This is a genomic window from Methylobacterium sp. Gmos1 (genome assembly GCF_053764715.1).
In genome coordinates this window covers 46515-73339 of sequence record NZ_JBSNCC010000022.1, presented here as the reverse complement: position 1 = coordinate 73339, position 26825 = coordinate 46515, and the positions used below count along the sequence as shown (strand labels likewise).

22 protein-coding genes, 1 tRNA gene and 2 pseudogenes are annotated in these 26825 nt (G+C 71.0%); 16 read left to right on the top strand and 9 right to left on the bottom strand.

Translation table 11 applies throughout. From position 1 onward, the window contains the following. Window positions 1-50 precede the first annotated feature (50 nt). Window positions 51-2093 carry a putative bifunctional diguanylate cyclase/phosphodiesterase gene (locus ACS5PV_RS28030; RefSeq protein WP_455398614.1) on the top strand — a complete coding sequence of 681 codons (2043 nt, stop codon included), beginning with the start codon at window positions 51-53 and terminating at the stop codon, window positions 2091-2093. A gap of 22 nt (window positions 2094-2115) precedes the next feature. Here the strand turns inward: ACS5PV_RS28030 and ACS5PV_RS28025 are convergent, their stop codons facing one another. Then, window positions 2116-3135 (bottom strand): TRAP transporter substrate-binding protein, encoded by a 1020-nt coding sequence (locus tag ACS5PV_RS28025; protein WP_455398613.1) that lies wholly within the window; start codon window positions 3133-3135, stop codon window positions 2116-2118. Window positions 3136-3406: 271 nt separating this feature from the next. Between ACS5PV_RS28025 and ACS5PV_RS28020 the strand changes: the two genes are divergently transcribed. The 3 genes from ACS5PV_RS28020 (at window position 3407) to ACS5PV_RS28010 (ending at window position 5398) form a co-directional block, all read left to right on the top strand. Then, window positions 3407-4159 (top strand): lysophospholipid acyltransferase family protein, encoded by a 753-nt coding sequence (locus ACS5PV_RS28020; protein WP_455398612.1) that lies wholly within the window; start codon window positions 3407-3409, stop codon window positions 4157-4159. Between the two features lie 305 nt (window positions 4160-4464). After that, window positions 4465-4812 carry a GCG_CRPN prefix-to-repeats domain-containing protein gene (locus ACS5PV_RS28015; RefSeq protein WP_093568844.1) on the top strand — a complete coding sequence of 116 codons (348 nt, stop codon included), beginning with the start codon at window positions 4465-4467 and terminating at the stop codon, window positions 4810-4812. A gap of 232 nt (window positions 4813-5044) precedes the next feature. Further along, window positions 5045-5398 (top strand): hypothetical protein, encoded by a 354-nt coding sequence (locus ACS5PV_RS28010; RefSeq protein ID WP_244539556.1) that lies wholly within the window; start codon window positions 5045-5047, stop codon window positions 5396-5398. Window positions 5399-5408: 10 nt separating this feature from the next. Here the strand turns inward: ACS5PV_RS28010 and ACS5PV_RS28005 are convergent, their stop codons facing one another. Beyond that, window positions 5409-6383: an extensin-like domain-containing protein gene (locus ACS5PV_RS28005; RefSeq protein ID WP_455398611.1), complete on the bottom strand. Its 975-nt coding sequence runs from the start codon at window positions 6381-6383 to the stop codon at window positions 5409-5411. Window positions 6384-6499: 116 nt separating this feature from the next. Then, window positions 6500-7360: a DMT family transporter gene (locus ACS5PV_RS28000; RefSeq protein ID WP_455398610.1), complete on the bottom strand. Its 861-nt coding sequence runs from the start codon at window positions 7358-7360 to the stop codon at window positions 6500-6502. A 128-nt stretch (window positions 7361-7488) separates the two neighbouring features. Between ACS5PV_RS28000 and ACS5PV_RS27995 the strand changes: the two genes are divergently transcribed. The 5 genes and pseudogenes from ACS5PV_RS27995 (at window position 7489) to ACS5PV_RS27975 (ending at window position 10599) form a co-directional block, all read left to right on the top strand. Then, window positions 7489-8877, top strand: coding sequence for an aminotransferase-like domain-containing protein (locus ACS5PV_RS27995; protein WP_455398609.1), 1389 nt, complete (start codon window positions 7489-7491; stop codon window positions 8875-8877). Window positions 8878-9127: 250 nt separating this feature from the next. Further along, window positions 9128-9418, top strand: coding sequence for a BrnT family toxin (locus ACS5PV_RS27990; protein WP_455398608.1), 291 nt, complete (start codon window positions 9128-9130; stop codon window positions 9416-9418). After that, window positions 9399-9701: pseudogene (locus ACS5PV_RS27985) on the top strand (BrnA antitoxin family protein); the annotation flags it as partial. The gene ACS5PV_RS27990 and the pseudogene ACS5PV_RS27985, both read left to right, overlap by 20 nt. Window positions 9702-10048: 347 nt before the next feature. Continuing rightward, complete coding sequence (locus tag ACS5PV_RS27980) at window positions 10049-10330, top strand: type II toxin-antitoxin system Phd/YefM family antitoxin (protein ID WP_455398607.1); 282 nt, start codon at window positions 10049-10051, stop codon at window positions 10328-10330. Beyond that, window positions 10327-10599: a Txe/YoeB family addiction module toxin gene (locus ACS5PV_RS27975; protein ID WP_455398606.1), complete on the top strand. Its 273-nt coding sequence runs from the start codon at window positions 10327-10329 to the stop codon at window positions 10597-10599. The genes ACS5PV_RS27980 and ACS5PV_RS27975 overlap by 4 nt, the downstream gene beginning before the upstream one ends. Window positions 10600-10646: 47 nt before the next feature. Here ACS5PV_RS27975 and ACS5PV_RS27970 read toward each other — a convergent pair. From ACS5PV_RS27970 to ACS5PV_RS27955, 4 genes and pseudogenes are all read right to left on the bottom strand, one after another. Further along, window positions 10647-10733 (bottom strand) — tRNA-Leu (locus ACS5PV_RS27970). A gap of 344 nt (window positions 10734-11077) precedes the next feature. Then, a pseudogene (locus tag ACS5PV_RS27965) lies at window positions 11078-11953 on the bottom strand (efflux RND transporter periplasmic adaptor subunit); the annotation flags it as partial. A gap of 7 nt (window positions 11954-11960) precedes the next feature. Then, entirely contained in the window at window positions 11961-12155 is a 195-nt protein-coding gene (locus ACS5PV_RS27960) for a DUF1656 domain-containing protein (protein WP_455398605.1), read from the bottom strand. 3 nt (window positions 12156-12158) lie between these two features. Beyond that, window positions 12159-14150 (bottom strand): FUSC family protein, encoded by a 1992-nt coding sequence (locus ACS5PV_RS27955; protein WP_455398604.1) that lies wholly within the window; start codon window positions 14148-14150, stop codon window positions 12159-12161. Window positions 14151-14282: 132 nt separating this feature from the next. Here ACS5PV_RS27955 and ACS5PV_RS27950 point away from each other — a divergent pair, with 132 nt between their 5' ends. The 3 genes from ACS5PV_RS27950 to ACS5PV_RS27940 all read left to right on the top strand — a co-directional run bounded on the left by ACS5PV_RS27950 (window position 14283) and on the right by ACS5PV_RS27940 (window position 17014). Next, window positions 14283-15440, top strand: coding sequence for a zinc-binding dehydrogenase (locus tag ACS5PV_RS27950; RefSeq protein ID WP_455398603.1), 1158 nt, complete (start codon window positions 14283-14285; stop codon window positions 15438-15440). 73 nt (window positions 15441-15513) lie between these two features. Further along, on the top strand, window positions 15514-15927 hold the full coding sequence (locus ACS5PV_RS27945; protein ID WP_455398602.1) for a DUF2147 domain-containing protein: 414 nt from the start codon (window positions 15514-15516) through the stop codon (window positions 15925-15927). A 109-nt stretch (window positions 15928-16036) separates the two neighbouring features. After that, window positions 16037-17014 carry a glutathione S-transferase family protein gene (locus tag ACS5PV_RS27940; protein WP_455398601.1) on the top strand — a complete coding sequence of 326 codons (978 nt, stop codon included), beginning with the start codon at window positions 16037-16039 and terminating at the stop codon, window positions 17012-17014. Between the two features lie 113 nt (window positions 17015-17127). Here the strand turns inward: ACS5PV_RS27940 and puuE are convergent, their stop codons facing one another. Next, a complete protein-coding gene (puuE, locus tag ACS5PV_RS27935; protein WP_455398600.1) occupies window positions 17128-18570 on the bottom strand; it encodes an allantoinase PuuE in 1443 nt (480 codons plus the stop codon). Between the two features lie 322 nt (window positions 18571-18892). Next, window positions 18893-20173, bottom strand: a complete 1281-nt coding sequence (locus ACS5PV_RS27930; protein ID WP_455398599.1) for a glycosyltransferase family 4 protein — start codon at window positions 20171-20173, stop codon at window positions 18893-18895. Between the two features lie 280 nt (window positions 20174-20453). Here ACS5PV_RS27930 and ACS5PV_RS27925 point away from each other — a divergent pair, with 280 nt between their 5' ends. The 4 genes from ACS5PV_RS27925 (at window position 20454) to ACS5PV_RS27910 (ending at window position 26757) form a co-directional block, all read left to right on the top strand. Next, window positions 20454-20774, top strand: coding sequence for a rhodanese-like domain-containing protein (locus tag ACS5PV_RS27925; protein ID WP_455398598.1), 321 nt, complete (start codon window positions 20454-20456; stop codon window positions 20772-20774). Window positions 20775-20943: 169 nt separating this feature from the next. Further along, window positions 20944-22077 carry an efflux RND transporter periplasmic adaptor subunit gene (locus ACS5PV_RS27920; RefSeq protein ID WP_455398597.1) on the top strand — a complete coding sequence of 378 codons (1134 nt, stop codon included), beginning with the start codon at window positions 20944-20946 and terminating at the stop codon, window positions 22075-22077. A 95-nt stretch (window positions 22078-22172) separates the two neighbouring features. Further along, window positions 22173-25361, top strand: coding sequence for an efflux RND transporter permease subunit (locus tag ACS5PV_RS27915; protein WP_455398596.1), 3189 nt, complete (start codon window positions 22173-22175; stop codon window positions 25359-25361). Window positions 25362-25725: 364 nt separating this feature from the next. Next, window positions 25726-26757 (top strand): SDR family oxidoreductase, encoded by a 1032-nt coding sequence (locus ACS5PV_RS27910; RefSeq protein ID WP_455398595.1) that lies wholly within the window; start codon window positions 25726-25728, stop codon window positions 26755-26757. Window positions 26758-26825 lie beyond the last annotated feature (68 nt).

Sequence of the window (26825 nt, the reverse complement as noted above, 5' to 3'; positions counted from 1 at the left end):
CGAAGATGCGCGCGGCCGGCCCCACCGCGGCACGACGGGGCTGATGGACGATGCGGAGTGAAGCGAGTGCGGTCCTGGCGGACGAGCCTGATGCGGGCTCGGCCCTCCACGACGCCTGTTCCCGCCTCGTCTGGAACGCGCCCGACCATGCCCTGTGCCTCCTCGACCCGGCCGGCCGGGTCGCGGCCTGGAACCTGGGCGCGGAGCGACTGACCGGCTTTCCCGCGGCGGACGTGATCGGCCGCGCCTTCGCCTACGGGGAATCGTCCGAGGAGAGCAGTGCCGCGCTCGCGGCGGCGCGGGAGGCCGGGCGCTACGAGACGGAAGGGTGGTGGCCGCGCCGCGACGGCAGCCGGTTTCGCGCCCACACGACCATCGCGGCGATCCGCGACGGCGACACTCTCGCGGGCTTTGCTCAGATCATCCGCGACGCGACCCCGCGCGCCGAGGAGGACGGCCAGTTCCAGGCGGTGGCGCTGATCCTCGACCTCGCCCTCTCGACCATGTCGCAGGGGCTGTGCCTCTTCGACGCCGACGGCCAGGCGCGGCTCCTCAACCAGCGCTTCTTCGCGATGTTTCCCGCGATGGGCGGGCGCGACCTCGTCGGGACGCCGATCGTGGCCGTGTGGGCCCTCGCCTTCGCCGGGCCGGAGGCCGGGCCGCCGGAGGGCGCCGCCCTGCTCGCCGGGCACGAGGCGGCGCTCGCCCGCGGCGAGACCGTGGTGGCCTCCACCCCCGACGGGCGGGCGATCGCCCTGGTGCGCCGGGGCGTGCCGGGGGGAGCGTTCGTCGTAACCTTCGAGGACGTGACGCACCAGCGCGAGGCCGAGCTGGAGATCAGCCGGCTCGCCCACCACGACGCCCTCACGGGCCTCGCCAACCGGGCCAAGCTCTGGCGGCACCTGCGCGAGGGCGCCGTCGACGGCGCTCTCCCGGCCGGCAGCGCGCTCCTGTTCCTCGACCTCGACGGCTTCAAGGCGGTCAACGACGACCTTGGGCACCAGGCGGGCGACGCGCTGCTCCAGCAGGTCGCCGAGCGCCTGCGCCGGGCCCTGCCGGATGGCGGGCTCGCCGCCCGGTTCGGCGGCGACGAGTTCGCCCTGCTGCTGCCGGGGACGGCCGGGAACCTCGCGGTGCCGCTGGCCGAGGGGTTGCTGATCGAGCTCGCCCGGCCCTACGCGACCGAGGACCAGCGGCCGCGCCACGTCACGGCGAGCATCGGCATCGCCTTCGCGGAGGACGCCACCACGCCCGATGCGATGCTCCGCCAGGCCGATTGCGCGCTCTACGCCGCCAAGGGCGCCGGCAAGGCCGCCTGGCGCGCCTTCACGCCGCAATTGGAGACGGAGCGCAGCGACGAGGAGCGCCTCGAGCAGGATTTGCGGCACGCCATCGCGGCCGGCCAGATCGGGGTCGCCTACCAGCCGATCATCGGGCTCGCCCACGGCGCGGTCAACGCCCGCGAGGCGCTGCTGCGCTGGACCCATCCGGAGCGCGGCCCGGTCTCGCCGCGGAAGTTCATCCCGCTCGCCGAGAAGTCCGACATGATCCGGGTGCTCGGCCTGTGGGTGCTCGACCGGGCCTGCCGCGACGCCGCCGCCTGGCCCGACCAGGCTCGGATCTGCGTCAACGTCTCGGTGCGCCAGCTCGGCGACGGCAGCCTGCCGCGGGCGGTGGGCGAGATCCTGGCGCAGACCGGCCTCGGCCCCCGGCGCCTCGAGCTCGAGATCACCGAGACGGTGCTGAGCAACAGCACCGAGGGCATCGTCGACGACCTCCAGCTCCTCCACGCCATGGGCGTGCGCATCTCCCTCGACGATTTCGGCGTCGGCTTCTCGTCCCTCTCGCGCCTGCGCGCCTACCCGTTCGACCGCATCAAGCTCGACGCCTCGTTCGTGCGCGACGCGGTCGAGCGGCCGGATTGCCGGGCGATCGTCGGCGTGGTGGCCGAGCTCGGCCGGCGCCTCGGCATCGAGACGGTGGCGGAGGGCGTCGAGACTCCGGCCCAGCTCGCGGTGATCCAGCAGGAGGGCTTCACCGAGGCGCAGGGCCATCTGTTCGGCCGCGCCGTCATGACCGCCCCGGCGGCGTGAGCCGCCGGGACGTCGGCCCGGATCAGGCGATCGAGCCGGTGTGCTTCTCCAGCAGCGCCCAGGCGTCGTCGCCGAACTTGCCCTTCCACTCCTTGTAGAAGCCGGCCGATTGCAGCTTGGCCTGGAACGCCTTGGTGTCGACGTCGTGGAAGGCGAGGCCGCGGCCGCGCAGGTCCTGCTCGGTGGTGCTCGCGCGCTGGGCCATGTCCGCGCGCTGCGCCACGGCCTGCGTGTTGAAGTGCTTGGCGATCACGGTCTTCACGTCCTGCGGCAGGCCGCGCCAGACCTTGCCGTTCGACAGGAGCCAGAAGCCGTCCCACATGTGGTTGGTCTTCGAGAGGTACTTCTGCACCTCGTAGAGCTTGGCGGTGTCGATCAGCGTCAGCGGGTTCTCCTGGCCCTCGGCGATCTTCGTCTGGAGCGCCGAGTACACCTCCGCGAAGTTGATCGTCATCGGGGCGGCGTCGAAGGCCTTGAACATCGAGGTCCACATCGGGCTCGGCGGGACCCGGATCTTGAAGCCCTTGAAGTCCTCCGGCTTCAGGATCGGCCGGCTCGACGAGGTGGTCTGGCGAAAGCCGTTCTCCCAGATCCGGTCGAAGGCGTAGAGGCCCGACTTCTCGATCTGCGCCCGCACGTGGGCGCCGAGGTCGCCGTCCATCGCCGGCCACAGCTTGTCGTAGCCGTTCCAGGCAAAGCCCACGCCGCTGATCGAGGCCGAGGGCACCAGTGTGGCGAGGATCAGGGGCGAGAGGGTGAAGAATTCCAGCGCGCCGGAGCGCAGCTGGCTCAGCATGTCGGTGTCGCCGCCGAGCTGGTTGTTGGGAAACAGCTTGATGTCGACCTTGCCGCCGGACTCGTCGCGGATCGCGTCCGCCGCCTTGGTCATGTAGACCGTCAGCGGGTGGCTCACCGGCGTGTTGTTGGCGGCCTTCAGGGTGTACTCGGCCGCGTGCGCCCGGGTGATGCGCAGTACCGCCGGACCCGCGACGGCGCCGGCGAGCGTGAGATGGAGCGCGCGGCGGCGCGTGAGCATGGTCATGGTGTCCTCCCTCGGATGGACCCGGTGTCCGGGCCGATGGCGTGCCCCGCGTCTCGTGCGCGGGTCCGTCGAGGCTTAAAGCACGTTTTTCCGGCTCCGGCATCCGCCCGGGCGGGCCGGCATCGCCCGGCATTCACTGTTACGCGCGGGCCGAAATGCTCTAAGGAGGGGCCCGACCGCATCACGCGGGCGGCGCCTCGCCGGGCGCCGCATCCCCGTCCGCCCGCGGCCGGCCTCCGGGCCCGGCCCGAAGGTTCGCTCGCCGCTCGCTATGTCCCTCGTCCGCTCGATCCTGTTCACGATCGCCTTCTACCTCGTCACCGCCGCGCTCCTGATCGGCGGGCTGCCGGCCCTGGTCAGCCGGCGCAGCGTGGTGTGGCTGGCCCAGACCTGGGCCCGGATCATCCTCCGGCTGCTCGCGGCCATCGTCGGCCTCCGGGTCGAGTTCCGCGGGCTGGAGCACCGCCCGGCCGGGGCCTGCCTCGTCGCGGCCAAGCACCAGTCGGCCCTCGAGACCCTGGCCCTCGTCACGGTGCTCGACGACTTCAGCTACATCCTCAAGCGCGAGCTGATGTGGCTGCCCCTGTTCGGCTGGTACCTCGCCCGCAGCGAGATGGTGGCGATCGACCGCTCGAAGGGCTCCCGGGCGCTCGCCCTGATGAACGAGGAGGCCGCCGCCGCCATGGCCGACGGGCGCCGCCTGATCATCTTCCCCGAGGGCACGCGGCGCGCCCCCGGGGCGCCGCCGGCCTACAAGTACGGCCTCGTCCACATGTACGACCGGCTCGGCGTGCCGTGCCTGCCCGTCGCGCTCAACACCGGGGTGTTCTGGGGCCGGCGCCGCCTGACCTACCGGCCGGGCACCGCGATCATCGAGTTCCTGCCCCCGATCCCGCCCGGCCTGCCGAAGGACAGGTTCCTCGCCGAGGTGCAGGAGCGGATCGAGACCGCATCGGACGCCCTGGTGCGGGAGGCGGGGATGCCTGCGTCGCCGCGTGCCGCGGTGCGGGCGCAGGAGACGTAGAAGGGCCTCTCTCACCGGGAGGCCCCGCATCCTCCGCGTCGTGACGGGTTCCCGTGCGCCGCTCCGGACTGACCCTGTGGGTGTGCGATCGGCCAGGCTTTCAGGCAATCCCGAAGGCCGCCCGTGGGACGGCGTGAGGATCTAGGTCAAAAATACCAGTATATTCCAGTCCTTGCGTACGATCGGACATCGCCCGAGCATGGCCGTGACACGGCCTCGGGACGCCGAACATGAACTCTTCGTAACCTGCGAAACGATTTCGCCCCCTCGTGCATTTCATGGGCCTCACTCTACAGGAGGCTATGATGCGTTGGAGCATGATTGCTGGCGCCGCGATCCTGTCCGTCGGTGCCGTCGTCGGCACGGGGACGACCGCGGAGGCGCGTGACGGCTGCGGCCCCGGGTTCCACCGGAACTGGCGCGGCTGGTGCCGTCCGAACCTCGGCCCGCGGGTCTTCTACGCCCCGGTCGTCGGCTACCGCACCGTCGTCGTCGGCCCGCGCTGGGGCTACGGCTATCGCCGTGTCGGCTGGCACCGGCCCTGGGGCTACGGTTACCGCCGCGTCGGCTGGCATCGCCCGTGGGGCTACGGCTACCGGCGGGTCGGCTGGGGCGGCGGCTGGGGCCATCACGGCTGGCACCATCGCTGGTGAGTGACCGCGCCGCGGCCGGGAAAACCCGGCCGCGGCGCCCTTTTTACCGGTTCCCCGCCGATCCGATCTTGAACTCTTCGCACCCCCTCGCCAGATCCCGCGCACTCCGAGCGTTCACGCTTGACGGACCTCCGGAATCGGAACTAGGCTGGAACAAATGGCGAACAAACGAGCCCTGTCCTGGTCGGTGGCGATGCGGGACATCCAGAACGATCGCGCGAGGAGAATGGACGTGCGTGAGGAGCGCCTGAGAACGGCCACTGGCCTGCGCGGCACCCCGGCGCTGCCGCTGAGCGCCTGGCGCGGCCGCTCCGGCCGCCGCTACGTGGTGGGGATCCACGCCCTCGACGACGACCCGGCGGAGGTCGGCGAGGCGGTGGTGATCGCGGTGCGCCGCGGCGGCGACGGCACCGCCGAGCTGGTGGCGGTGGCCGCCGCCGGCGAGAGCCCGCGCGAGCGCCTCGCCCGCGGCTGGCTCACCCGTGCGCGCGCCCGCGGCGCGACCGAGATGCACGTCCATCGCCTGGCCGAGGACGCGGCGGCGCGCCGCGCCGTGGTGGCGGATCTCGGCGGCGCGCCGGCCTGACGAGACTGGTTCAGTAGATCGGCCCCGACGACCAGGTCGGGCTGCCGAGCGGCAGCGGCTCCGGCAGGGCGCGGGGCTCTGCGGCGACCGCCGGGCGTGCGGCCGGCGGCGGGGCGTAGGCCTGGACCGGCGCCGGGCGAGGGGAGGGCGCGCGGGCGACCTTCGTGCCGGTATCCCGGGCGCTCGTCGGCGACAGGCCGTAAGGATCGTCCTCCTCGACGTCGATCGGCGCCGGATCGGGGGCGGGCTGCCAGGCCGGCGGCTTCTTGCGGATCGGCGACAGCGGCGTGCCGGGCGGCGGCAGGCGCGACTCGTACTTGATCAGCGGCTTGCAGATCCGGCGCAGGCCCCGCGGATCGTGCCGCGCGAGGTCGAGGTGCAGGTGGTCGTAGTGGTAGACGTTCGACCCCGGCGCCAGCACCGTCGTGAAGTGGTTGCACGCCCCGAGGAAGACTTCTCGCAGGAAGCCCTGCTCGGCCTCGGTGCCGCGCCAGCCGCCCTTCACCGTCACCACGTAGCCGTCGGCGAAGCGGAAGGACATCACGTCGACCGCGTTGCCGAACGAGTGCTCCGAGAGCTTGGCGCCGACCTGGTTGTTGCGGCCGCGGCAGGAATACGAGCCGGAATTGATCTCGACCACGGGTTGCCCGAAATACACTTCCGCCGCCGGCTGCACCGTGCCGGCGAGCCAGGCCTCGACCTCCGGGATGATCGGGCAGGCGAGCGTCATGCGTTGCTTGAGCGCGACGGTGCCGCCGGCAAGCCGCGTGACCCGGAACGGGTGCACCATGCCGCAGACTCCCGGCCCGTCGATCTCCTTGACCGGCTGGATGTCCTCGCTCGGACGAACGAGTTTCTGGGCGAGGCAGACCTCTTCGGCCTGATTCCGCCAGGGTTCGCGCTGCTCAAACCGGTTGAGCGCGCATCCGGTAAGCCCCAGGCCGAAGAGCGTGAGGGCTGAGAACGCTACGATGCCACGACGCATGGTGCTGACAATGCGCACGATGCCGTAAACACCGCGTCAACCGTCGCCGTCAGAGCTTGGCCCAGGATGGGGCGGTGTCCTCATGCGAACCGCTTCCCGTCGGAGCGACGGTTCGCTCACGCGAACCGTTTGGCCCCCGCGACGCACAGGACCACCAGTCCGGTCACGGCGATCATCGAGGGGGCGACCGGCTCGCCGAGCAGCAGCCCCGCCAGCAGCAGGCCGAGGAAGGGCTGGAGCAGCTGCAACTGGCCGACGCCGGCGATGCCGCCCCGCGCGAGCCCCCGGTACCAGAACACGAAGCCGACCAGCATGCTGAACACCGAGACGTAGGCGAGCCCGAGCCAGGCGGGAGCGCCGACCCCCGCCACCCCGGCCGGCCGGGTCGCGAGCGCCAGGACCAGCATCGCCGGCAGGGCGAGCACCAGCGCCCAGGAGATCACCTGCCAGCCCCCGAGCCGGCGCGACAGGGCCGCGCCCTCGGCGTAGCCGAGCCCGCAGAGCAGGATCGCGGCGAGCATCAGGAGGTCGCCGGCGAGCGCCCCCGCGCCGCCCTGGAGCAGCGCGAACCCCGCCACCGCGCCGCTGCCGAGGAGCGAGAACAGCCAGAACGCCGGCCGCGGCCGTTCGCCTCCGCGCAGGACCCCGAAGATCGCGGTGGCGAGCGGCAGGAGGCCGATGAACACGATCGAGTGCGCCGAGGTGACGTGCTGGAGCGCGAGCGCCGTCAGGAGCGGGAAGCCGAGCACCACCCCGAGCGCCACGATGGCGAGCGACAGGAGGTCGGCCCGCGCCGGCCGCGCCTGCCGTAACCCCCACAGCAGGCCCGCGCCGAGGACGGCCGCGATCACCGCCCGGGCAGAGGTGAGGAACAGCGGCGAGAAGCCCCCGACCGCCACCCGGGTCGCCGGCAGCGAACCGCTGAAGATCACCACCCCGAGGAGCCCGCTGCCCCACCCGCCCGCCGACCGCTGCATGGTTCGCATCTCTGTTCGCTTCCGGCGAAAGGCATAGCGCCGCCCGGCTACCCCACGAAGGCACGGTCCCATACAGTCGCGCCGAACTGTACGGGTGCCACCACCCACACTGTCGGGAGCGGGACGCGATGGCGGAGGGCGGCCGCACGGCGGCGGTGATGGCGGCGATCCGGGGGCGGATCGCCGCGCGCGGGCTCGCGCCGGGCGAGAGGCTGCCCTCGATCCGCGGGCTCGCCACCGCCATGGGCGTCTCGCCCTCGACGGTGGTCGAGGCCTACGAGCGCCTGGCGGCGGAAGGCGCGGTGCGCTCGCGGCCCGGCGCCGGCTTCTACGCCGCGGCGCCGCCGCCCCTGACCCTCGCCGAGGCCGGCCCGCGCCTCGACCGGGCGGTGGACCCGCTCTGGGTCTCGCGGCAATCCCTCGACGGCGAGCCGGAGATCCCGAAGCCCGGCTGCGGCTGGCTGCCGCCGTCCTGGATGCCGGTGGCGGCTTTGCGCCGCGCCGCCCGCGGCCTCGCCCGGGCCGAGGATGCGGTGCTGACCGATTACGGCGCCACGCGGGGATCGCTCCCCTTGCGCCGGCTGCTCGCCCGGCAATGCGCCGGCGAGGGGCTGGCGGTCGGTCCGGACCAGATCCTGCTCACCGGTTCGGGCACGCAGGCGATCGACCTGATCTGCCGCCTGATGGTGCGGCCGGGCGACACGGTGCTGGTCGACGATCCCTGCTACTTCAACTTCCAGGCGCTGCTGCGCGCCCACCGGGCCGAGGTGGTCGGCGTGCCCTATACCGAGGCGGGTCCCGACCCGGAGCACTTCGCGCAGGCCGCGGCCGCGCATCGGCCGCGGCTCTACGTCACCAATTCGGCCCTCCACAACCCGACCGGGGCGACGCTCTCGCCGGCGACCGCCCACCGTCTCCTCAACGCGGCGGCCGCGCACGATGTCGTAATCGTCGAGGACGACATCTTCGCCGCCTTCGAGCCGGAGCCGTCGCCGCGGCTCGCCGCCCTCGACGGGCTGGAGCGGGTGATCCGCATCGGCAGCTTCTCCAAGACCCTCTCGGCCTCGATCCGCTGCGGCTACGTCGTGGCAAAGGCGGAGTGGATCGAGGCCCTGATCGACCTCCAGGTGGCGACCAGCTTCGGCGGGATCAGCCCGGTCGCGGCGGAGCTGGTCGCGGGCGTGCTCGGTGACGGGCAGTACCGCAAGCACATCGAATCTCTGCGCCGGCGACTCGACCGCGCCCGGCGCGAGGCCGCCGGGCGGCTCGCGCCCCTCGGCATCCGGCCCTGGCTGATGCCGAGGGGCGGGTTCTACCTCTGGTGCCGCCTGCCGGAGGGCCGCGACGCCGCGGACGTCGCCCGGGCGGCGCTCCGCGAGGGCGTGGTGCTCGCCCCCGGCGACGTGTTCAGCGTCTCGCGCACCGCCGGGGACCGGATGCGCTTCAACGTGGCGCAGATGGGGGATGCGCGGGTGCTGCCGGTGCTGGAGCGGGCGCTGGCGCCGCCGGAGGGGTGACGCGCGCCGCGATCCTCGCCGAGCGGCCGGAGCGGTGTTCGACCACGTTGCGGCCGAGCGCTGCTCCAAGTCATCGACCTTGCCACATACCTTCGGCGAACCGGTGTCCAAGGCGTCGGAGCAGGCGCCGACGTGTAAGGAGTGCGGCGGCGGGCAAGGTGGCGGAGCCTTGTGGTGTCCGCTCGCTACCGCAGGAAATCCGTACCCCCGCCATCTGGAGCGACACTGTTTTTGGGTGTACGAGTTTTCCATGCGGATCGTGTGGGATGAGCCGAAGCGGCAGCGGAATCTCCGGCCCGAGCCCGAGGGCCACGGCCTCGACTTCGCCGATGTGGAAGACGGTTTCGACTTCGGGACGGCGATGGTGTTCCCCACCCACCCGGGTCCTGACGGCCGGCCGCGGTTCCAGGCTCTCGGCCTGTTCGAGGGCAGGGTGCACGCCCTGTTCTATTCGCGCCTCGGCTCCGAAGGCATCTCCCTCATCAGCTTCCGCCCGGCGAGCGCCAAGGAGCGCAAGAGATATGACGAAGCGCAAGGCTGAGATCCCGCCCGTGACAGAAGCGGAGGAGGCCCGGATCCAGGCCCAGATCGCCAACGATCCGGATGCTCCTGAGATGACCGACGAACAGGCCGCGCAGATGCGCCCGTTCTCCGAGGCGATGCCCGACCTGTACGCCGCCTGGAAGCGCCGGCCCGGCCGACCGAAGGCCGAGGTGACGAAGGTGCCCGTCAAGCTCCGGCTGGATCCGGACGTCGTCGAGGGCTATCGCGCCACCGGCGCCGGCTGGCAGACCCGGATGAACGATGTGCTCCGCCAGGGATTGAGCCCCGGCCGGCCCCCGGAGGCGGCGATGCCGAAGGTTGACCCGACGCCCGCGAGGCTGGTCAAGGTCGCCACCTACGCAGTCCGCGGTACGATCGCCGGTCAGCCGGTGAACACGATGGCGGAACCGCGGGGCGGGAAGACCAAAGCCAGGAAACGGCCGAAAGCCGAGAGCGCGTGAGACTGACCTCCTCAGCGCCACCAACCGATGCGTGCGGTCGGACTCGAACCGACATGTCTGTCAGGACGGCGGATCTTGAGGCCGCGGCGCAGACCCATCCTCTCCGGGCGGCAGATCCTCTCCTGGGTGTACGAGCCTCCCCGATTTATGTACATTGATACGTACGGATGGAGACGACCGTGACGCATGTGAGCCTGACGGAATTCCGACAGAGCATCGCGACCCACTTCGACCGGGTCGAACGCGACCGGGAGGAGCTGGTGGTGACCCGTCAGGGCCACGAGCCCCTGGTGCTGCTGCCCCTCGCCGAGTTGGAGAGCCTGCGGGAAACCCTGCACCTCCTCGGCACTCCCGCCAACGCGCGGCGCCTGATGCGGTCGGTCGATCAGCTCGACGCTGGCCGAGGGGTCGAACGCTCGCTGATCGAACCCGATCGGTCGGAGGAATGAGGCTCACCTTCTCGGACGATGCCTGGGACGAGTACCTGTCCTGGCAGGGCGAGAGCACGGCCACCCTGCGGCGGATCAACGATCTCATCAAGGAGACCCAGCGCACGCCCCTCACGGGGACCGGCAAGCCCGAGCCGCTGAAATTCAAGCTCAAGGGCTGGTGGTCGCGTCGGATCTCGGGAGAGCACAGGCTCGTCTACCGGGTGAGCGGTTCCGGAGCGGCCCAGACGCTCGAGATCGCGCAGTGCCGGTGGCACTACGACGACTGACCTTGTCGGCAATGTCCGACCGCGAGGCGATCATCGTCAGAGACGCATGGTGCGGGCGGTCGGACTCGAACCGACATATCCGTGAGGACGGCGGATTTTGAGTCCGCTGCGTCTACCAATTCCGCCACGCCCGCGCGCGGTGAAGCCCTTCTCCTGTGCCGTGCGAAGCGGGAGCGTGTCAATCCCGTGCGGTGCGGCCATTGCCCTGGCGATGCGAGCCGCGCTGCTCCCGAGGCGGCGCCTCCTTGGCCGTCTCCGGCGCCTCGTTGATGCCGGGCGCGATGCCGGGGGCGATCTGGTCGGCGCTCGGGCCCGCCTTCGGGTCGGGGGTGGGCAGGGTCGAGACGTCGTGCGGGCCCTTGACCGTGGTGGTGACGCCCGCCGGCAGGGCGTTGGCATTGTCCGGCCGCTTCGGCCCGAGGCGGTCGACGAAGGCGCTGAACACGTCGCGCAGGCGGTCGCCGCGCTCGGCATAGGCGCCGACCGAGACCGTCGCGGTCATGCCGGCGACGAGCGCCACGTTCGGCGGCACCTCCTCGATGCGGATGCGCACCGGCACCCGCTGGGCGAGGCGGACCCAGGTATAGACCGGATCGACGCTGGGGAGCCCCTGCGTGCTCGCCGCGGCGTTCGAGGTGCTGATGCCGCGGGTGATGCTGTCGACCCGGCCGCGGATCGGCGCGGCGTAGCCCATCAGGGCCGCGGTCGCGGCGTCGCCGACCCGGATATGGTCCATCTTGGTCTCCTCGAAGTAGCCGTCGATCCAGTACGAATCGGCGTCGATGACCGAGATGTTGCGGGTGCCGGCGCTGGCGTAGTCGCCGACCCGCAGGAGCAGGTTGGTGACGTAGCCGTTGACGGGGCTCCGCACCTCCGTCCGCTTCAGGTTGATCTCGGCCTGCGCCGCCTGGGCCTGGGCCTGGGCGAAGGCGGCCTCCGCCTGCTTCGCGGTGCCGGCGAATTGCTGCTTCTCCTCGATCGAGGTCGAGACCGTGGTCAGCGCCTCGCGCCGCGCCGCCTGCGCGCGCTTGACCTGGAGGTCGGCGGCGCGGTTCTCGACGTCGGCCTTCGCCGAATCGAGCGCGACCTTGAAGTCGAAGGGATCGATGACGTAGAGCACGTCGCCCTTCTTCACGAGCTGGTTGTCGACGACGCGCAGCTCGGTGATCTGGCCCGAGACCTGGGGGGCGATGCTCGCCACCTGCACCCGCACGCGGCCGTCCCGGGTCCAGGGCGCGGTGACGTAGTACTGCCAGACGATCAGCGCCGCGGCGGCGGCGAGGACGAGCACCACCAGCGTGGCGAGGATCCGCACCAGGCGCCGTCCCCGCGTCGTCCGCTTGACCGCCACGATTCCCTCCTCAGACCAGCACGATCAGCAGCGCCAGGATGCAGACGTAGATTCCCGCCTCGGCGAGCGGCGGGTTCGCGAACACCCGCTCGAAGCGCATCAGCCGCAGGAGCGGCCGCAGGGCCAGCAGGATCGCCAGGGCTATCCCTGCATAGACGACGAAGGGGGAGACCAGCACCCCGCCGATCGTCAGGTCGTGAAACATGGCCTAGCGGGCCCCCCACAGGTCGAGGCGGCGCAGCACCCGGCCCTGCCCCTCGACGACATAGGACGCGGTGGCGAGGTCGGCCACGACCCGTGTTGCGATGCGGCGCGAATCGGCCGGCGCGGCGCGTGCCGCCGCGAGGAGGGTGATGCCGGCCTCGCGCAGCGGCCCGGCCTCCGCCCGTCGCAGCGCAGCGCGGGCCTCGCGCACCGCGCCGTCATAGGCCGGCATCCCGGCGAGCTGGTTGAGGCCGGCCTGCGCGCCGGCGGCGGCGGTGTCGAGGGCGGCGAGCGCGAAGGCGTGGTGCAGGCTGGCACGGCGCACGGCACCCGCGGTGCCGCCCCAGCCGGCGAACTGCACCAGGCGGTCGGCATCGAGGTTGACCCGCTCGTCGGCCTCCTGCGGTTCGCCCGACAAGGCCTCGATCACGTCGGCCCGGGCCGCTTGCAGTGACCAGCGCCGGCGCTGGGCATTCGAGGTCGGCAGCACGATCCGGATCACCAGGAACAGGATCAGCCCGGCGACGCAGAACAGCACCGACGCGGTGATGTAGGATTCCGGGTTATAGGGCTGGGGGTTCGTCGGTGCCAGCACCACGGGGAAGAACACCAAGAGGATAAAGCCGAGGCTCGCGGTCGCCGGTCGCAGGCTGAGCAGGCAGGCGACGATGATCACCGGCGCCATCGCGATCGCGAGCAGCGGGAAGCCTTGGCCGCCGTCGAGGATGATGAACTCGACCACCCCGGCGCAGGCCGCGGCGAGCGGCATGCCCCAGAGCGCGCCGGTGGCAAAGCCGATCGGGTTCGGGTTGATCGAGGCGAGGGCTGCGAAGGCTGAGACCTGCAGCAGCGCCGCGGAGGTCGCCGGCCAGCCGCTCAGGATGAACAAGGCCGCGCTGATCGCGATCGTGATGACGACGCGGGCGGCGTTGCGCAGCGCATCGGGGAAATCGCGGTGCACCGGCAGGCGCATGTCGCGCATCGGCGCGCGGCCGGTCTCCAGCGCCTCGATCCCGTCCGCGGCGAGCCGGTCCTGGCGCAGGAGGTCGATGGCGCGCCGGTGCAGCAGCACGGCATCGGGATCGGCCTCACCGCCCGCCGCGAGCGCGTCGAGGCGGGCCATCAGGGTGGGCAGGGCGTCGCGGTCGCCGTCGAGGCCGGCGAGCACCTGGCTCCGCAAGTCGTCCGGATCGCCGGAGCGCGAGACCGCGAGGGCAAAGGAGCGGGCCGCCGCGACCGAGGCGAACAGCGCCGCCACCGCGCTTCTGGCGCCCGCCGCCCGGTTCTCGCCGTCGTGGAACTCGGTCGCGACGACCCCGATCGCGTCGCGGGGCGCAGCGACGAGGCGCATCGCGTCGGCGGCGGGTTCCGGGCCCGGATCGCCGTCCCGCACCGCCCTGCGGACGAACTCGCGCACCGCGTCGCGGGCCTTGGCCATGCCGGCGCGGAGATCGGGGAAGACGTAAGGAGCGCCGAGCGCGTCGTTGATGAAGGTGATGGCGACGATGCCGAGCGTGATGGCGGCGACGCGCTCGACGCCGGTGGCGAACACCGATTGCGGCGCGTCGATGTTGTTGATCGCGATGATCGCCACCGTGTAGCCCGACAGCATCGCGCCGTAGGCCTTGGTGCCCTGGAGGTAGTTGGCGACGAAGACGCACAGCCCCATCCAGGTCGCGAAGGCGACCAGCATCTCGACCCGGTCCTGCCCGAACAGGGCGGCGAAGAGGATCGCGACGGCAAAGCCGATCACCGTGCCGAGGAAGCGGTAGGCCGCCTTCGACAGGGCCTGGCCGCGCCGGGGCTGGGCGAGGATCGCCACCGTGACGGCGGCCGAGGACGCGCTCTCGAGCTGGAGCCAGAACCCGGCATAGAGCGCCAGCATCATGGCGAGCCAGATCCGTAAGCCGTAGGCCCAGGCGGAGAGCGGCGGCGGCTCGATCCGCTCCAGCACCGCGTCGATCCAGCCGCGGCGTTCCGCGGTCACCTCGGCCATGGTGCACCCCGGACATCGATCGCGCCCGATTGGGATGCGCGATCCGGATACGATGGTAGGATGCGGGCGGCCGGGCGGAGACCCGGCACGCGGCCGCGCGCCGCGCCAGAACAGCCAGCCGAGGAAGCGCCGATGAGCAAGCCAGAGATCCGCGTCGCGACGTTTGCAGGGCCCGGGGCGGAGCCCGTGATCCAATCGGTGCCCTGGCCGAAGGTTCCGCGCAAGGCCGCGCTCATCAAGGTCGGCGCCTGCGGCGTCTGCGGCACCGACCAGCACATCCTCAAGGGCCACTGGCCCAAGCCCCTGCCGTGGCCGTTCACGCTCGGCCACGAGATCGGGGGCGTCATCGTCGAGAAGGGCGACGGGTTCACCGCCGACTTCATGGAGAAGCCGCTCCAGGTCGGATCGAAGGTGATGATCCCGCCGCTGATGCCCTGCGGGCACTGCTACTACTGCGTCCACTATCCCGAGCAGGCCAACAAGTGCCTGACCCCGGTCTATTACGGGCGCTATCTCGGCTTCGACAAGGCGCCGCACCTGTGGGGCGGCTGGGCCGAGTACGTCTACGTCGACCTCGAGATGCTGCCGGGCACCAAGGTCTACAAATTGCCCGACGACATGTCGCTGCGCCTCGGCGCACTGTCCGAGCCGCTGACCTCCTGCATCCGCGCCTTCAACCGCGCGACGAAGGCCGGCGGCTTCAAGTGGGGCGACACGGTGGTGATCCAGGGCTCCGGACCGATCGGCATCCTGGCGGTGGCGGCAGCGCAGGAGATGGGGGCGGGCCGCGTCATCTGCGTCGGCGCGCCGGAGGAGCCGCGCCTCGCGCTCGCCCGCAAGTTCGGCGCCGAGGCGACCGTCGACATCACGAAGGTGACGACGCCGGAGGCCCGCATCGCCGCGGTGCGCGAGATCGTCGGCGGCTTCGGCGCCGACCTCGTCATGGATTGCTCCGGCCACCCGAGCGCCGGCCCGGAGGGCATCGAGTTCCTGCGCGACGGCGGCACCTACGTCGAGATGGGCCAGTTCACCGATGCGGGGAAGATCGAGACCTCCTGGCACCGGATCTGCTCCAAGGACCTCAACGTGCTCGGCTCCTGGGCCTTCACCGGCAACGACCTGCCGCTCGGCGTCGACATGCTCTACCGCGCCCGGGACAAGTATCCGTGGCTCGAGATGCAGACGGTCTATCCGTTCACGCAGGAAGGCGTGTCGCAGGCGGTGAAGGACGCGATGGCGATGAAGACGGTGAAATCGACCATCGTGCCGTTCCCCGAACTCGTCGCCTGAGCGACCGGATGGCGGGACGGGCGCGGAGGCGCTAGGTCGGGGGCTCCATTCCGCTCATCCGGAGCCCTGGCCGTTGCGTCCCCTTTATCTCGCCGCCCTGTTCCTCGCCTGCGCCCCGGCTCTCGCCCACGCGCAGGCGGGTCCCCAGCCCGTTGGTACCTGGCTCACGCCCGGGGGTGACTCGCAGATCCGCATCAGCCGCTGCGGCGCCGCCTATTGCGGCATCATCGCCAAGGTGATGGCCGGCGAGACCAAGGACGTGAACAACCCCGATTCCAGCTTGCGCGGCCGCAGCCTCGTCGGCGTGGCGCTCAGCCGCGACATGCGCCCGTCCGGCGAGGGCTGGGAGGGCTCGCTCTATAATTTTCGCGATGGCAAGACCTATTCCGGCAAGCTCGCGATGAAGGGGCCGAACGTGCTCGAACTGTCGGGCTGCGTCCTCGGCGGGCTGATCTGCAAGAAGCAGCTGTGGACGCGGGTGGATTAGAACACCTCACGATCGCGTTGCGATCGTGAGGTGTTCCAAGTGTTTGTTTTGCCGCATACCTCCGACGAACCGGTATCCGCTTCGTCGGAAAATGCTCTGGGAGGGCGCGATGGGGCTTCTGGTCGACGGCGTCTGGCGCGATCAATGGTACGACACCAAGGAGACCGGCGGGCGCTTCGTGCGCAAGGACGCGGCCTTCCGCAACTGGATCACGCCGGACGGGCAGGCCGGCTCGAGCGGGGAGGGCGGCTTCCCGGCTGAAGCCGGGCGCTACCACCTCTACGTCTCGCTCGCCTGCCCGTGGGCGCACCGCACCCTGATCGTGCGAGCCCTCAAGGGGCTCGAGGACGCGATCTCGGTGTCGGTGGTCGACCCGCATATGGGCCACGAGGGCTGGGTGTTCGGCGACAGCCCGGGCGCCGGGCCCGACACCCTCAACGGCGCGACCCGGCTCTACGAGGTCTACCTCAAGGCCGATCCCCACTACACCGGCCGGGTCACCGTGCCGGTCCTGTGGGACAAGGCGCGCGGCACGATCGTGTCGAACGAATCGGCCGAGATCATCCGGATGCTGAACGGCGCCTTCGACGGCAGCGGGCCGGATCTCTACCCGGAGGACCTGCGGCCCGAGATCGACGCCCTGAACGCCCGGGTCTACGACCGGGTCAACAACGGCGTCTACAAGGCGGGCTTCGCCACCACGCAAGGAGCCTACGAGGAGGCGGTGACGGCGCTCTTCGAGGAGCTCGACGCCCTCGACGCCCGCCTCGATCGCGGCCGCTACCTGATGGGCGATCGCCTGACCGAGGCCGACATCCGGCTGTTCACGACGCTGGTGCGGTTCGACCCGGTCTATGTCGGGCACTTCAAGTGCAACCTGCGCCGGATCGCCGACTACCCGAACCTCGCGCCCTACACGCGCGACCTCTACCAGACCCCCGGCATCGCCCCGACGGTGAACCTCACCCACATCAAGCGGCACTATTACGAGAGCCACCCGACCATCAACCCGACCGGGATCGTGCCGCTCGGGCCGGTGCTGGATTACGATGCGCCGCACGGGCGGGCGGAGCGGTTCGGGACGTAGGTCGATAGAGCCCTCGCCGGCTTCACCTAGCGGTTCTACTCCACAGGGTCATCCCGGGTTCCGCTGCGCGGCCCCGGGATGACAAGGCGGGTTTCAGATCCCGGCAAGGACGCTCACGCCGTCGTGGAAAAGACATCCGGCAGCGACGGCAGCCGCTGCTTGAGCCGCAGCAGCGCGATGGTCTCGATCTCGGCGAGCGCCCGGGCCCGCTCGTCCTCCGGCGCGTTGTCCAGCCGTTCGGCGAGCTGTGACAGGATCTCGTCCGGGGCCTTGCCGCGCACCGCCATCACGAACGGGAAGCCGTGGCGGGCGCGGTAGCGCTCGTTGAGGTCGAGGAAGCGGGCGCGGCCCTCCGCGTCGAGGGCGTCGAGCCCGGCCGAGGCCTGCTCGGCGCGGGATTCCGGCGCGAGGTCGGCCGCCGCGACCCGTCCGGCGAGGTCGGGATGGGCGCGGATCAGGGCGAGCTGCCGCTCCGGCTCGGCTCCCCGCATCACCTCGACCATGGCGGCGTGGAGCCCGTCGGCCGAGTCCTGCATCCCCGACAGCCCGGCCGCGTGGGCGCCCTCGGCCACCCAGGGCGAGTGCTCGAACACGTCGCCGAAGCTCTCCACGAACAGCGCCCGGCCCATCCGGCTCGGGGTCAGGCCGGCGGGCGCGTGGGTTCTTGCCCAGTGCCGGGCGATGTCGACGCGCCGGGTCACCCAGACGTCGTCGTGCGCCGCGACGTGGTCGAGGAAGCGGGCGAGCGCCGCGATGCGCCCGGGCCGGCCGACGAGGCGGCAATGCAGGCCGATCGACAGCATCCGGGGGGTCTCGGCGCCCTCGGCGTAGAGCACGTCGAAGGAATCGCGCAGGTAGGAGAAGAACTGGTCGCCGGCGTTGAAGCCCTGCGGGGTGGCGAACCGCATGTCGTTGGCGTCGAGCGTGTAGGGCACGACGAGCTGCGGCGCCCGCGGTCCCTCGACCCAGTAGGGCAGGTCGTCGGCGTAGGAATCCGCCGAGTAGAGGAAGCCGCCCTCCTCCATCACCAGCCGCAGGGTGTTCTCCGAGGTCCGCCCCGTGTACCAGCCGAGCGGGCGCTCGCCCGTCACCTCGGTGTGGATCCGGATCGCCTCGCTCATGTGGGCCTTCTCCTCCTCGTAGGAGAAGTCGCGGTAGTCGATCCACTTGAGGCCGTGGCAGGCGATCTCCCAGCCGGCCTCGCGCATCGCCGCGACCGCGTCCGGATTGCGCTGGAGGGCGGTGGCGACGCCGTAGACCGTCACCGGCATCCCCCGCTCGGTGAAGAGCCGGTGCAGGCGCCAGAACCCGACCCGCGCGCCGTACTCGTAGATCGATTCCATGCTCATGTGGCGCTGGCCCGGCCAGGGTTGCGCGCCGACGATCTCCGACAGGAACGCCTCCGAGGCCCGGTCGCCGTGGAGCAGGCAGTTCTCGCCGCCCTCCTCGTAGTTGATGACGAACTGCACCGCGATGCGGGCGCCGTCGGGCCATCGCGCGTGCGGCGGGGTGCGGCCGTAGCCGACGAGGTCGCGGGGGTAGGGGGAGTCGGTCATGGCGTGCGGTCCGGTGGAGCCTGTCGCCCCTCCGTCCGGTGCCGGGTCAAGCGCGGGATCCCCTCTCCCGGGTGGGAGAGGGGTAGGGGCGATCGAAGATCGCGCGAGGGTGCTACGGTTCCGTGTGAAGCGCAGGGCGTCACGCTGCCAGCACGACGGTTCGAGCTTTACACTGAACCGTGTCACCCTCACCCCCGGCCCCTCTCCCACAAGGGAGAGGGGAGCCGCGCCCGGCCCAGTACCCGGAGGAGCAGGACGGCCTTGGGAATTCGTGCACAACCTTAGCCGTGCGGCAGCCAGGGCGCAAAACCGCCCCGACCCCTCACCCCGCGAGCGCCCCGAGCGCCGGATCGACCCGGGCGAAATGGTCCTCCCAGGTCGGCGCCCGGTAGGCCGCGAGGCGTTCCGCCATCTCGGCCCGGAGCCCCGAGCCCGGTGCCGCCAGGTCCTCCACCACCCGCATCCAGCCGAGGCCGTCGAGCGGGTGCAGGAACTCCGCGAAGCGGCCGGCGATCTCGCGGTGGACCGGGATGTCGGAGGCGACGACCGGCAGGCCGCTGGCGGCGGCCTCCACCACCGGCAGGCCGTAGCCCTCGGCGAAGGAGGGCATCAGGAGAGCGGTGGCGTGGCCCATCAGCCGCACCAGCCCGGCGGTCGAGAGGCCGGAAGCCTCGACGACGTGGGCGCGCACCGCTGGGCAGCGCTCCAGGAGGTCGATCACGTTCTCGCTCTCCCAGCCCCGCCGGCCGACGACGACGAGGCGCGGCGTCGCCTCTCCGTGCCGACTCTCCAACTCGCGCCAGGCGGTGAGGAGGCTGATGAGGTTCTTCCTCGGCTCGATCGTGCCGCAGACGAGGAAGAACGGCCGGGCCGGGGCAGATGAAGGGCCGCGATGGAACGCCGCCTCGGTGCCGAGCGGCCCGACGGTGACCGGCGGCACCCGGCGCCCGAGGCCGGCGAGGTGGGCGGAGAAGCGCGCGCCCACGTCGGCCGAGTTGACCACGATGGCTTGCGCGTGGCGCGCCACCGTCTCCATCCGCACCCGGTGCCGCTCGTCCTCGCCGGGGCGGCCGTATTCGGGGTACTCGATCGGGATCAGGTCGTGGATGAAGAAGACCGGCCGGATGTCGGGCCGGTCGTACAGCCAGTCGAACCGCGCCGGCTTGTCGAGGCGCAGGTGCGAGGTGTGGAGATAGAGCGCGTTCATCGGCACGCGCTCCGGGCCCGGCGACCGGAACGCCGCGAGCCAGGCCCGGAGCTGGCGCTCGCGGCGCGCCCGCGCACGGTCCGGCCTCGCGGTCCTCGGGCCCGCCGCGGGCACGGGCAGCCCGAGCCGGGCGGCGAGGTCGCGGTAGACCGGGTCGTCGCCGGCGGTGACCTCCTCGGTCCAGGCCGCGACCGCCGCCTCGACGAGGGCGGCCATCTGCGCCCGGTCGAGCACCTTCGGGCCGAGCGGCGTCGAGACCACGCCGAAGCGCGGGCCGGGCTGGTCCAGGAGGTGGCGGGCATAGGCGAGGTCGACCCGGTCGATCCCGGTCGGGCTCGCGTGGCGCAGGCGGGTGAAGAGGCGGGTGAGGTCGAGGGCGACGGGATGCGGGCGCATGAGACCTTGCAAGAGACCCTTGGGTGACACCGTGAGCGATGAAGTCCCCGCCGAGGGGGGACGCAGTCGCGGCGTTCCTACACAGCGGCGGCGGCGAAGCCGAATCCAGCTTGTGCGGCAGCGCACAAGACGACCCCCGGCCGCGGGACGGTCGCACTTGCAACGCTGAGCGATGATGATTTATCGCATTCGTCACCGCTCCGTCGCGTCGCGGTGACAAGTGTCGGACGCGCCGATTATGATCGTGGGTCGGCGCTGGGTCGACGCTTCGGGTGAGACAATGGCGATCGTCGATTGGGACCGGGATGCGGTGAAGGGCGGCCTGGCGGACGGATCGGTCCTGCTGATCGACGTGCGCGAGCCCAACGAGTTCGAGGCGGGCCACATTCCGGGCTCCGTCTCCTTTCCGCTCTCGAGCTTCGACGTCGAGCGGCTCCAGGCCCTGATCGCCGCGGATGGCCGCCGGCCGGTCCTGTCCTGCGCCGCCGGCGTGCGCTCGGCGCGGGCGCTGCAGTACCTCCAGAGCCAGGGCATCCCCCTCTCTGAGCATTACGCCGGCGGGTTCAAGGACTGGGCCAATGCCGGCGAGACCGTGGAATAGCTGAAATATCCTTCCGCCCGCGGGCGGTTCGACCCCTGAAGGCCCCCGGGAGGGCCGCGCCGGCACGGCGTGGTTCCCGTTCAAGGCCACCCCTCGACGCGGACGGGCCCCGGCCCGTCTCTTCGCGCGTCCGAGGGGCCGCATGCACGAGATGAACGGGAGAGTGAGTATGCGCAGGCTGAGGCTGGCGGCGGTGATCCCGGCGCTCCTGCTGATGGCCGGTATCCCGGCGCGGGCCCAGGCTCCCGGCGGGCCGCCCCCGACGGTCACGGTCGCCAAGCCCGTGGTCAAGGAGGTGGTGGAGCACGACGACTTCACCGGCCGCTTCAACGCGATCGAGTACGTCGAGGTGCGGGCCCGGGTCACCGGCTACCTGCAGAAGATCCACTTCCAGGACGGCGCCGTGGTGAAGAAGGGCGACCTGCTCTTCACCATCGACCGGCGGCCCTACAAGGCGGCCCTCGACCAGGCGACCGCCGCCCTCGATTCGGCCAAGGCCCGGCTGAACTTCAGCCAGACCGACCTCGAGCGCGCCCAGACCCTGAGCCGGTCCGGCAACATCTCCGAGCAGGTCACCGACCAGCGCCGGCAGAACTCGCAGACCGCCCAGGCCGACGTCGACAACGCCACCGCGGCCCTGCGCCAGGCCCAGCTCAACTACGACTTCACCGAGGTGCGCTCGCCGATCGAGGGGCGGATCTCGCAGCGCAACGTCACCGAGGGCAACATCGTCATCACCGACCAGACGTTGCTGACGACGATCGTCTCCCTCGACCCGATCTACTTCTCGTTCACGGTCGACGAGCGCTCGTTCCTGGCCTACCAGAACACCCTCAAGATCGGCATGGGGGCGACCCAGAACGAGCACACCGTGCCGATCCTGGTGGCGCTGACCGGCGAGGCCAAGCCCACCCGCAAGGGCGTGCTCAACTTCGTCGACAACCGGGTCGACGAGGCGACCGGCACGGTGCTGCTGCGCGCGACCGTCGAGAACCCCGACCGCTTCATCAAGCCCGGCCTGTTCGGCATCGTCAGCATGCCGGCCTCGAAGCCCTATCGCGGCGTGCTGATCCCCGACGACGCCATCGCGGCCAACCAGGACAAGCGCCTCGTCTACGTGGTGGGCGACGACAACGTGGTCCAGCCGCGCAACATCCGCCCCGGCCCGAAGATCGACGGCTACCGGGTGGTGCGCGACGGGCTGAAAGGCGACGAGACCATCGTGGTCACGGGCCTGACCCGGGTGCGCCCGGGCGCGAAGGTGACGCCCGAGCGCAAGGACCTGCCGCCGGTCCGCGAGTAACGACACGCGCCGCCCATCCGGGCGGCGCTTCCATCAGGACGCCAGCACCCCGCGAGGGAGCGCCACGCCCATACAGGGGCGCGAGAGGCCCACCGATGCGTTTTGCCCACTTCTTCGTCGACCGGCCGATCTTCGCCTCGGTGACCTCGATCGTCATCCTGATCATCGGCTACGTCTCGTACATCTCGCTGCCGGTCTCGCAGTACCCCGAGATCGTGCCGCCGACCGTGGTGGTGCGCGCCTCCTACCCCGGCGCCAACGCCGAGACCGTGGCGGCCACCATCGCGACGCCGATCGAGCAGGAGATCAACGGCGTCGACAACATGCTGTACATGTCGTCGCTGTCGACCAACGACGGCAACATGCAGCTGACCGTCACCTTCGCGCTCGGCACCAACCTCGACATCGCCAACGTGCTGGTCCAGAACCGGCTCTCGGTCGCCCAGCCGCGCCTGCCCGGCGACGTGCGCAACCTCGGCGTCACGGTCCGCAAGTCCTCGCCCGACCTGATGATGGTCGTGCACGTGCTGTCGCCCGACGGCACCTTCGACCAGAACTACCTGGCGAACTACATCTACCTGCGCCTGCGCGATCCGCTCCTGCGCCTCAACGGCGTCGGCGACATCACGGTGTTCGGCGGCTCGGAATACGCGCTCAGGCTGTGGCTCGATCCGAACAAGCTCGCCTCCTACCAGCTCTCCACCACCGACGTGATCAACGCGCTCCAGGAGCAGAACGTCCAGGTCGCGTCCGGCGCGCTCGGCGCGCCGCCGGCGCCGGCGAGCCAGGCGTTCCAGCTCACCGTCCAGACGCAAGGCCGGTTCCAGGACCCGAGCGAGTTCCGCAAGGTGATCGTCAAAGCGTCCGACGGGCGCCTGGTGCGGGTCTCCGACATCGCCCGGGTCGAGCTCGGCCAGAAGGACTACACGACGAAGTCGTTCCTCAACGGCCAGCCGGCGATCGGCATCGGCGTGTTCCAGCGCCCCGGCACCAACGCGCTGGAGGCGGCCGAGCAGGTCCAGGCGCTGATGAAGACCCTCTCGAAGGACTTCCCGCCCGGCCTCGAGTACAAGATCGCCTACAACCCGACCGAGTTCATCGCCGAGTCGGTGCACGAGGTCTACAAGACGCTGGGCGAGGCGATCGTCCTCGTCGTGGTGGTGATCCTGGTCTTCCTCCAGAGCTGGCGCACCGCGATCATCCCGATCATCGCGATTCCGGTCTCGCTCGTCGGCACCTTCGCGGTGATGGCGCTGCTCGGCTTCTCGCTCAACAACCTGACGCTGTTCGGCCTCGTGCTCGCCATCGGCATCGTCGTCGACGACGCGATCGTGGTGGTGGAGAACGTCGAGCGCAACATGGCCGAGGGGCTGTCGCCCGGCGAGGCGGCCCACAAGACCATGGACGAGGTCGGCGGCGCGGTGGTCGCCATCGCGCTGGTGCTCTCGGCGGTGTTCATCCCGACCGCCTTCATCCCGGGCATCTCGGGCCAGTTCTACCGGCAGTTCGCGCTCACCATCGCGGCCTCGACCATCATCTCGATGTTCAACTCGCTGACGCTGTCGCCGGCGCTCTGCAAGCTGCTGCTGAAGCCCCATTCCGAGCACCACCGGCCGCGCTTCTTCCTCGCCCGGTTCGGGGCCTGGGCGGCCAACACCTTCAACCGCGGCTTCGACGCGACGGCGAACGGTTACGCGGCGACGGTCCGCTTCCTCACCGGGCGGCTGGTGCCGCTGCTCGCGATGCTGCTGCTCTATGCCGGGGTGATCTACGGCGTGCTGCACCTCGTGCGCACCACGCCGACGGGCTTCATCCCGCTCCAGGACCAGGGCTACCTCCTCGTCGTGGTGCAGCTGCCGCCGGGCTCGTCGCTGGAGCGCACGACGGCCGTCGTCCAGGAGGTGTCGCGCCGCGCCCTCGACATCGACGGCGTCGGCAACACCGTGGTGATCTCGGGCTTCGACGGCGCCACCTTCACCAACACCACCAACGGCGCGGTGATGTTCCTGCCGCTCAAGCCCTTCAAGGAGCGCCTGGAGAAGGGCCTGACGGCGGGCAAGATCCTGCAGGCCGTGCTCGCCAAGACCGCCCCGATCCAGGAGGCGCGGATCATCGCGATCCCGCCGCCGCCGGTGCGCGGCCTCGGCAATGCCGGCGGTTTCAAGATGCAGGTGCAGAGCCGCGAGGGCTCGGACATCGCCCGCCTGCTCCAGGTCTCGGGCGACCTGATCGGCGCGGCCAACCGCGACCCGGCGCTGACCCGCGTCTTCACCACCTTCGGCAACGACACGCCGCAGATCTACCTCGACATCGACCGCACGGTCGCGCGGATGCTGAACGTGCCGCTCGCCAACGTGTTCTCGACCCTCCAGGTCAATCTCGGCGGCGCCTACGTCAACGACTTCAACACCTTCGGGCGCATCTACCAGGTCCGGGCCCAGGCCGACGCCCAGTACCGGATGGAGAAGGAAGACATCGAGCGGCTGAAGGTTCGCTCCTCGACCGGCGCGCTGGTGCCGATGGGAACGCTCGCCAACATCCGCGACATCTCGGGCCCCCAGATCGTCCAGCGCTACAACCTGTACTACTCGATTCCCGTGCAGGGCGATTCGCGGCCGGGCGTGTCCTCGGGCCAGTCCCTCGACGCGATGGAAAAACTCGCCCGCCAGACCCTGCCCGACGGCATGAGCTTCGAGTGGACCGAGATCGCGTTCCAGGAGAAGGCGGTGGGCAACACGGCGATCTACGTCTTCGCCCTCGGCGTGCTGCTGGTCTTCCTGGTGCTCGCCGCGCAGTACGAATCGTGGGCGCTGCCGCTCTCGATCCTGCTCGTGGTGCCGACGGGCGTGCTCGCGGCCTTGGCGGGTGTGCAGTTCCGGGCGCAGGACAACAACATCCTGACCCAGATCGGGCTGATCGTGCTCATCGGCCTGGCGGCCAAGAACGCGATCCTGATCGTCGAGTTCGCCCACCAGATCGAGGAGAGCGAGCGCCGCGGGCCCGTGGCGGCCGCCGTCGAGGCGTGCCGGCTTCGCCTGCGGCCGATCCTGATGACGGCCTTCGCGTTCATCCTCGGCGTGGTGCCGCTCGCCTTCGCCACCGGCCCGGGCGCCGAGATGCGCCAGGCGCTCGGCACCGCGGTGCTGTTCGGCATGCTCGGCGCGACCGTGTTCGGCCTGTTCCTGACCCCGGTCTTCTACGTGGTGATCCGCAACATCCTGATCCGGATCAACCGCTGGCGCGGGGTGGACGACCACCACGGCGAGCCGGAGCCGGCGCGGTAACGCCCGCGTCCGACACCCGCGCTTCACCAGACCCCCGGAGCGACCGTCCGGGGGTCTGTCGCGTTGCGGCCCATGCGATCGTGAAGCGCGACGTCGAGGACTTCTCATCCCACCCGCGGCCTCATCCTGAGGTGCGAACGAAGTGAGCCTCGAAGGAGGCCTCCAGAGATCGCCGGAGACTTCTGGAGCGCTCCTTCGAGGCTGCTGCAAGCAGCAGCACCTCAGGATGAGGTCGCGGGTGGGACACGGGTCTTCCGCGCCGGAAATGTCTCGACGAATGGCGGTGCGTCACCGCCGCACCCGAACCTCCGGCCCACTCACCGCATTGCCCGGCAGCTTTTTCTTAAGCCTTCGGGAGGTGCGCGTGGCGCGGGTGGCGGTGGTGACGGGCGGCACGGCGGGGATCGGTCTGGCGACCGCCCACGCCTTTGCCAGGGAGGGCTGGTCGGTCGGCCTCATTGCCCGCGACGAGGAGCGCCTGCGCGACGCGGAGGCCGCGTTGCGCCGGCACGGCGGCGCCGTGATGGGCATCTCGGCCGACGTGGCCGACGTCGAGGCGGTGAACGCCGCCGCCGACCGGTTCGAGACCGAGCTCGGGCCGATCGACACCTGGGTCAACAACGCGATGTCGTCGATCGTCGCACCGGTGCCCGAGATCGCGCCGGAGGAGTGGCGGCGGGTCACCGAGACCACCTATCTCAGCCAGGTCTGGGGCACGCTCGCGGCGCTCCGCCACATGCGGCCGCGCAACCGCGGCACCGTCGTGCAGGTGAGTTCCGGCTTAGGGCTCCGGTCGATGCCGCTCCAGGTTCCGTACTGCGCCGCCAAGCACGCGGTGACCGGCTTCACCGACGGCCTGCGCTCGGAACTGCTGCACGAGCGCGTCGACATCAACCTGACGGTGGTCTACCTGCCGGCGGTGAACACGCCGCAATTCGGCTGGGCCCGCACCCGCACGGGCGCGGAGCAGGACATCCCGGCCCCGGTCTTCGACCCCCGCCTCTGCGCCGACGCGATCCTGTTCGCCGCGAACAACCGGCGCCGGGACATCTGGGTCGGCCGCTCGACGGTGCAGATGGGGCTGATGCAGGTGGTCTCGCCGGCGCTCTCCGACCGGATGATGGCCGGCGGCTGGGACGCGCAGATCGGTGAGGCGGCGCCCGACAAGCCCGGCAACCTGTTCGAGCCCGCACCGGGACCTGCGGCGATCGACGGGCGCTTCGCCGACAAGACCACGGCGACCCGCAGCGAGTTCTTCACCGACCGCCAGCGCGACGTCCTCGTCGGCGGCCTCGCGGCACTCTTCGTCGGCGGCGCGGCGGCGCTCGCCCTCGGTGCCGGCGCGGCACGCCACCTCGGCCGGCGCCGCCGACGGCTCCTGCCGCGGCTGTTCTGAGGAGCGCCGTCGCCGGGCGAGGGCGCGCGCCCTATCTCGGAACTCTCCCCAAGGCTTCCCCGATAGGT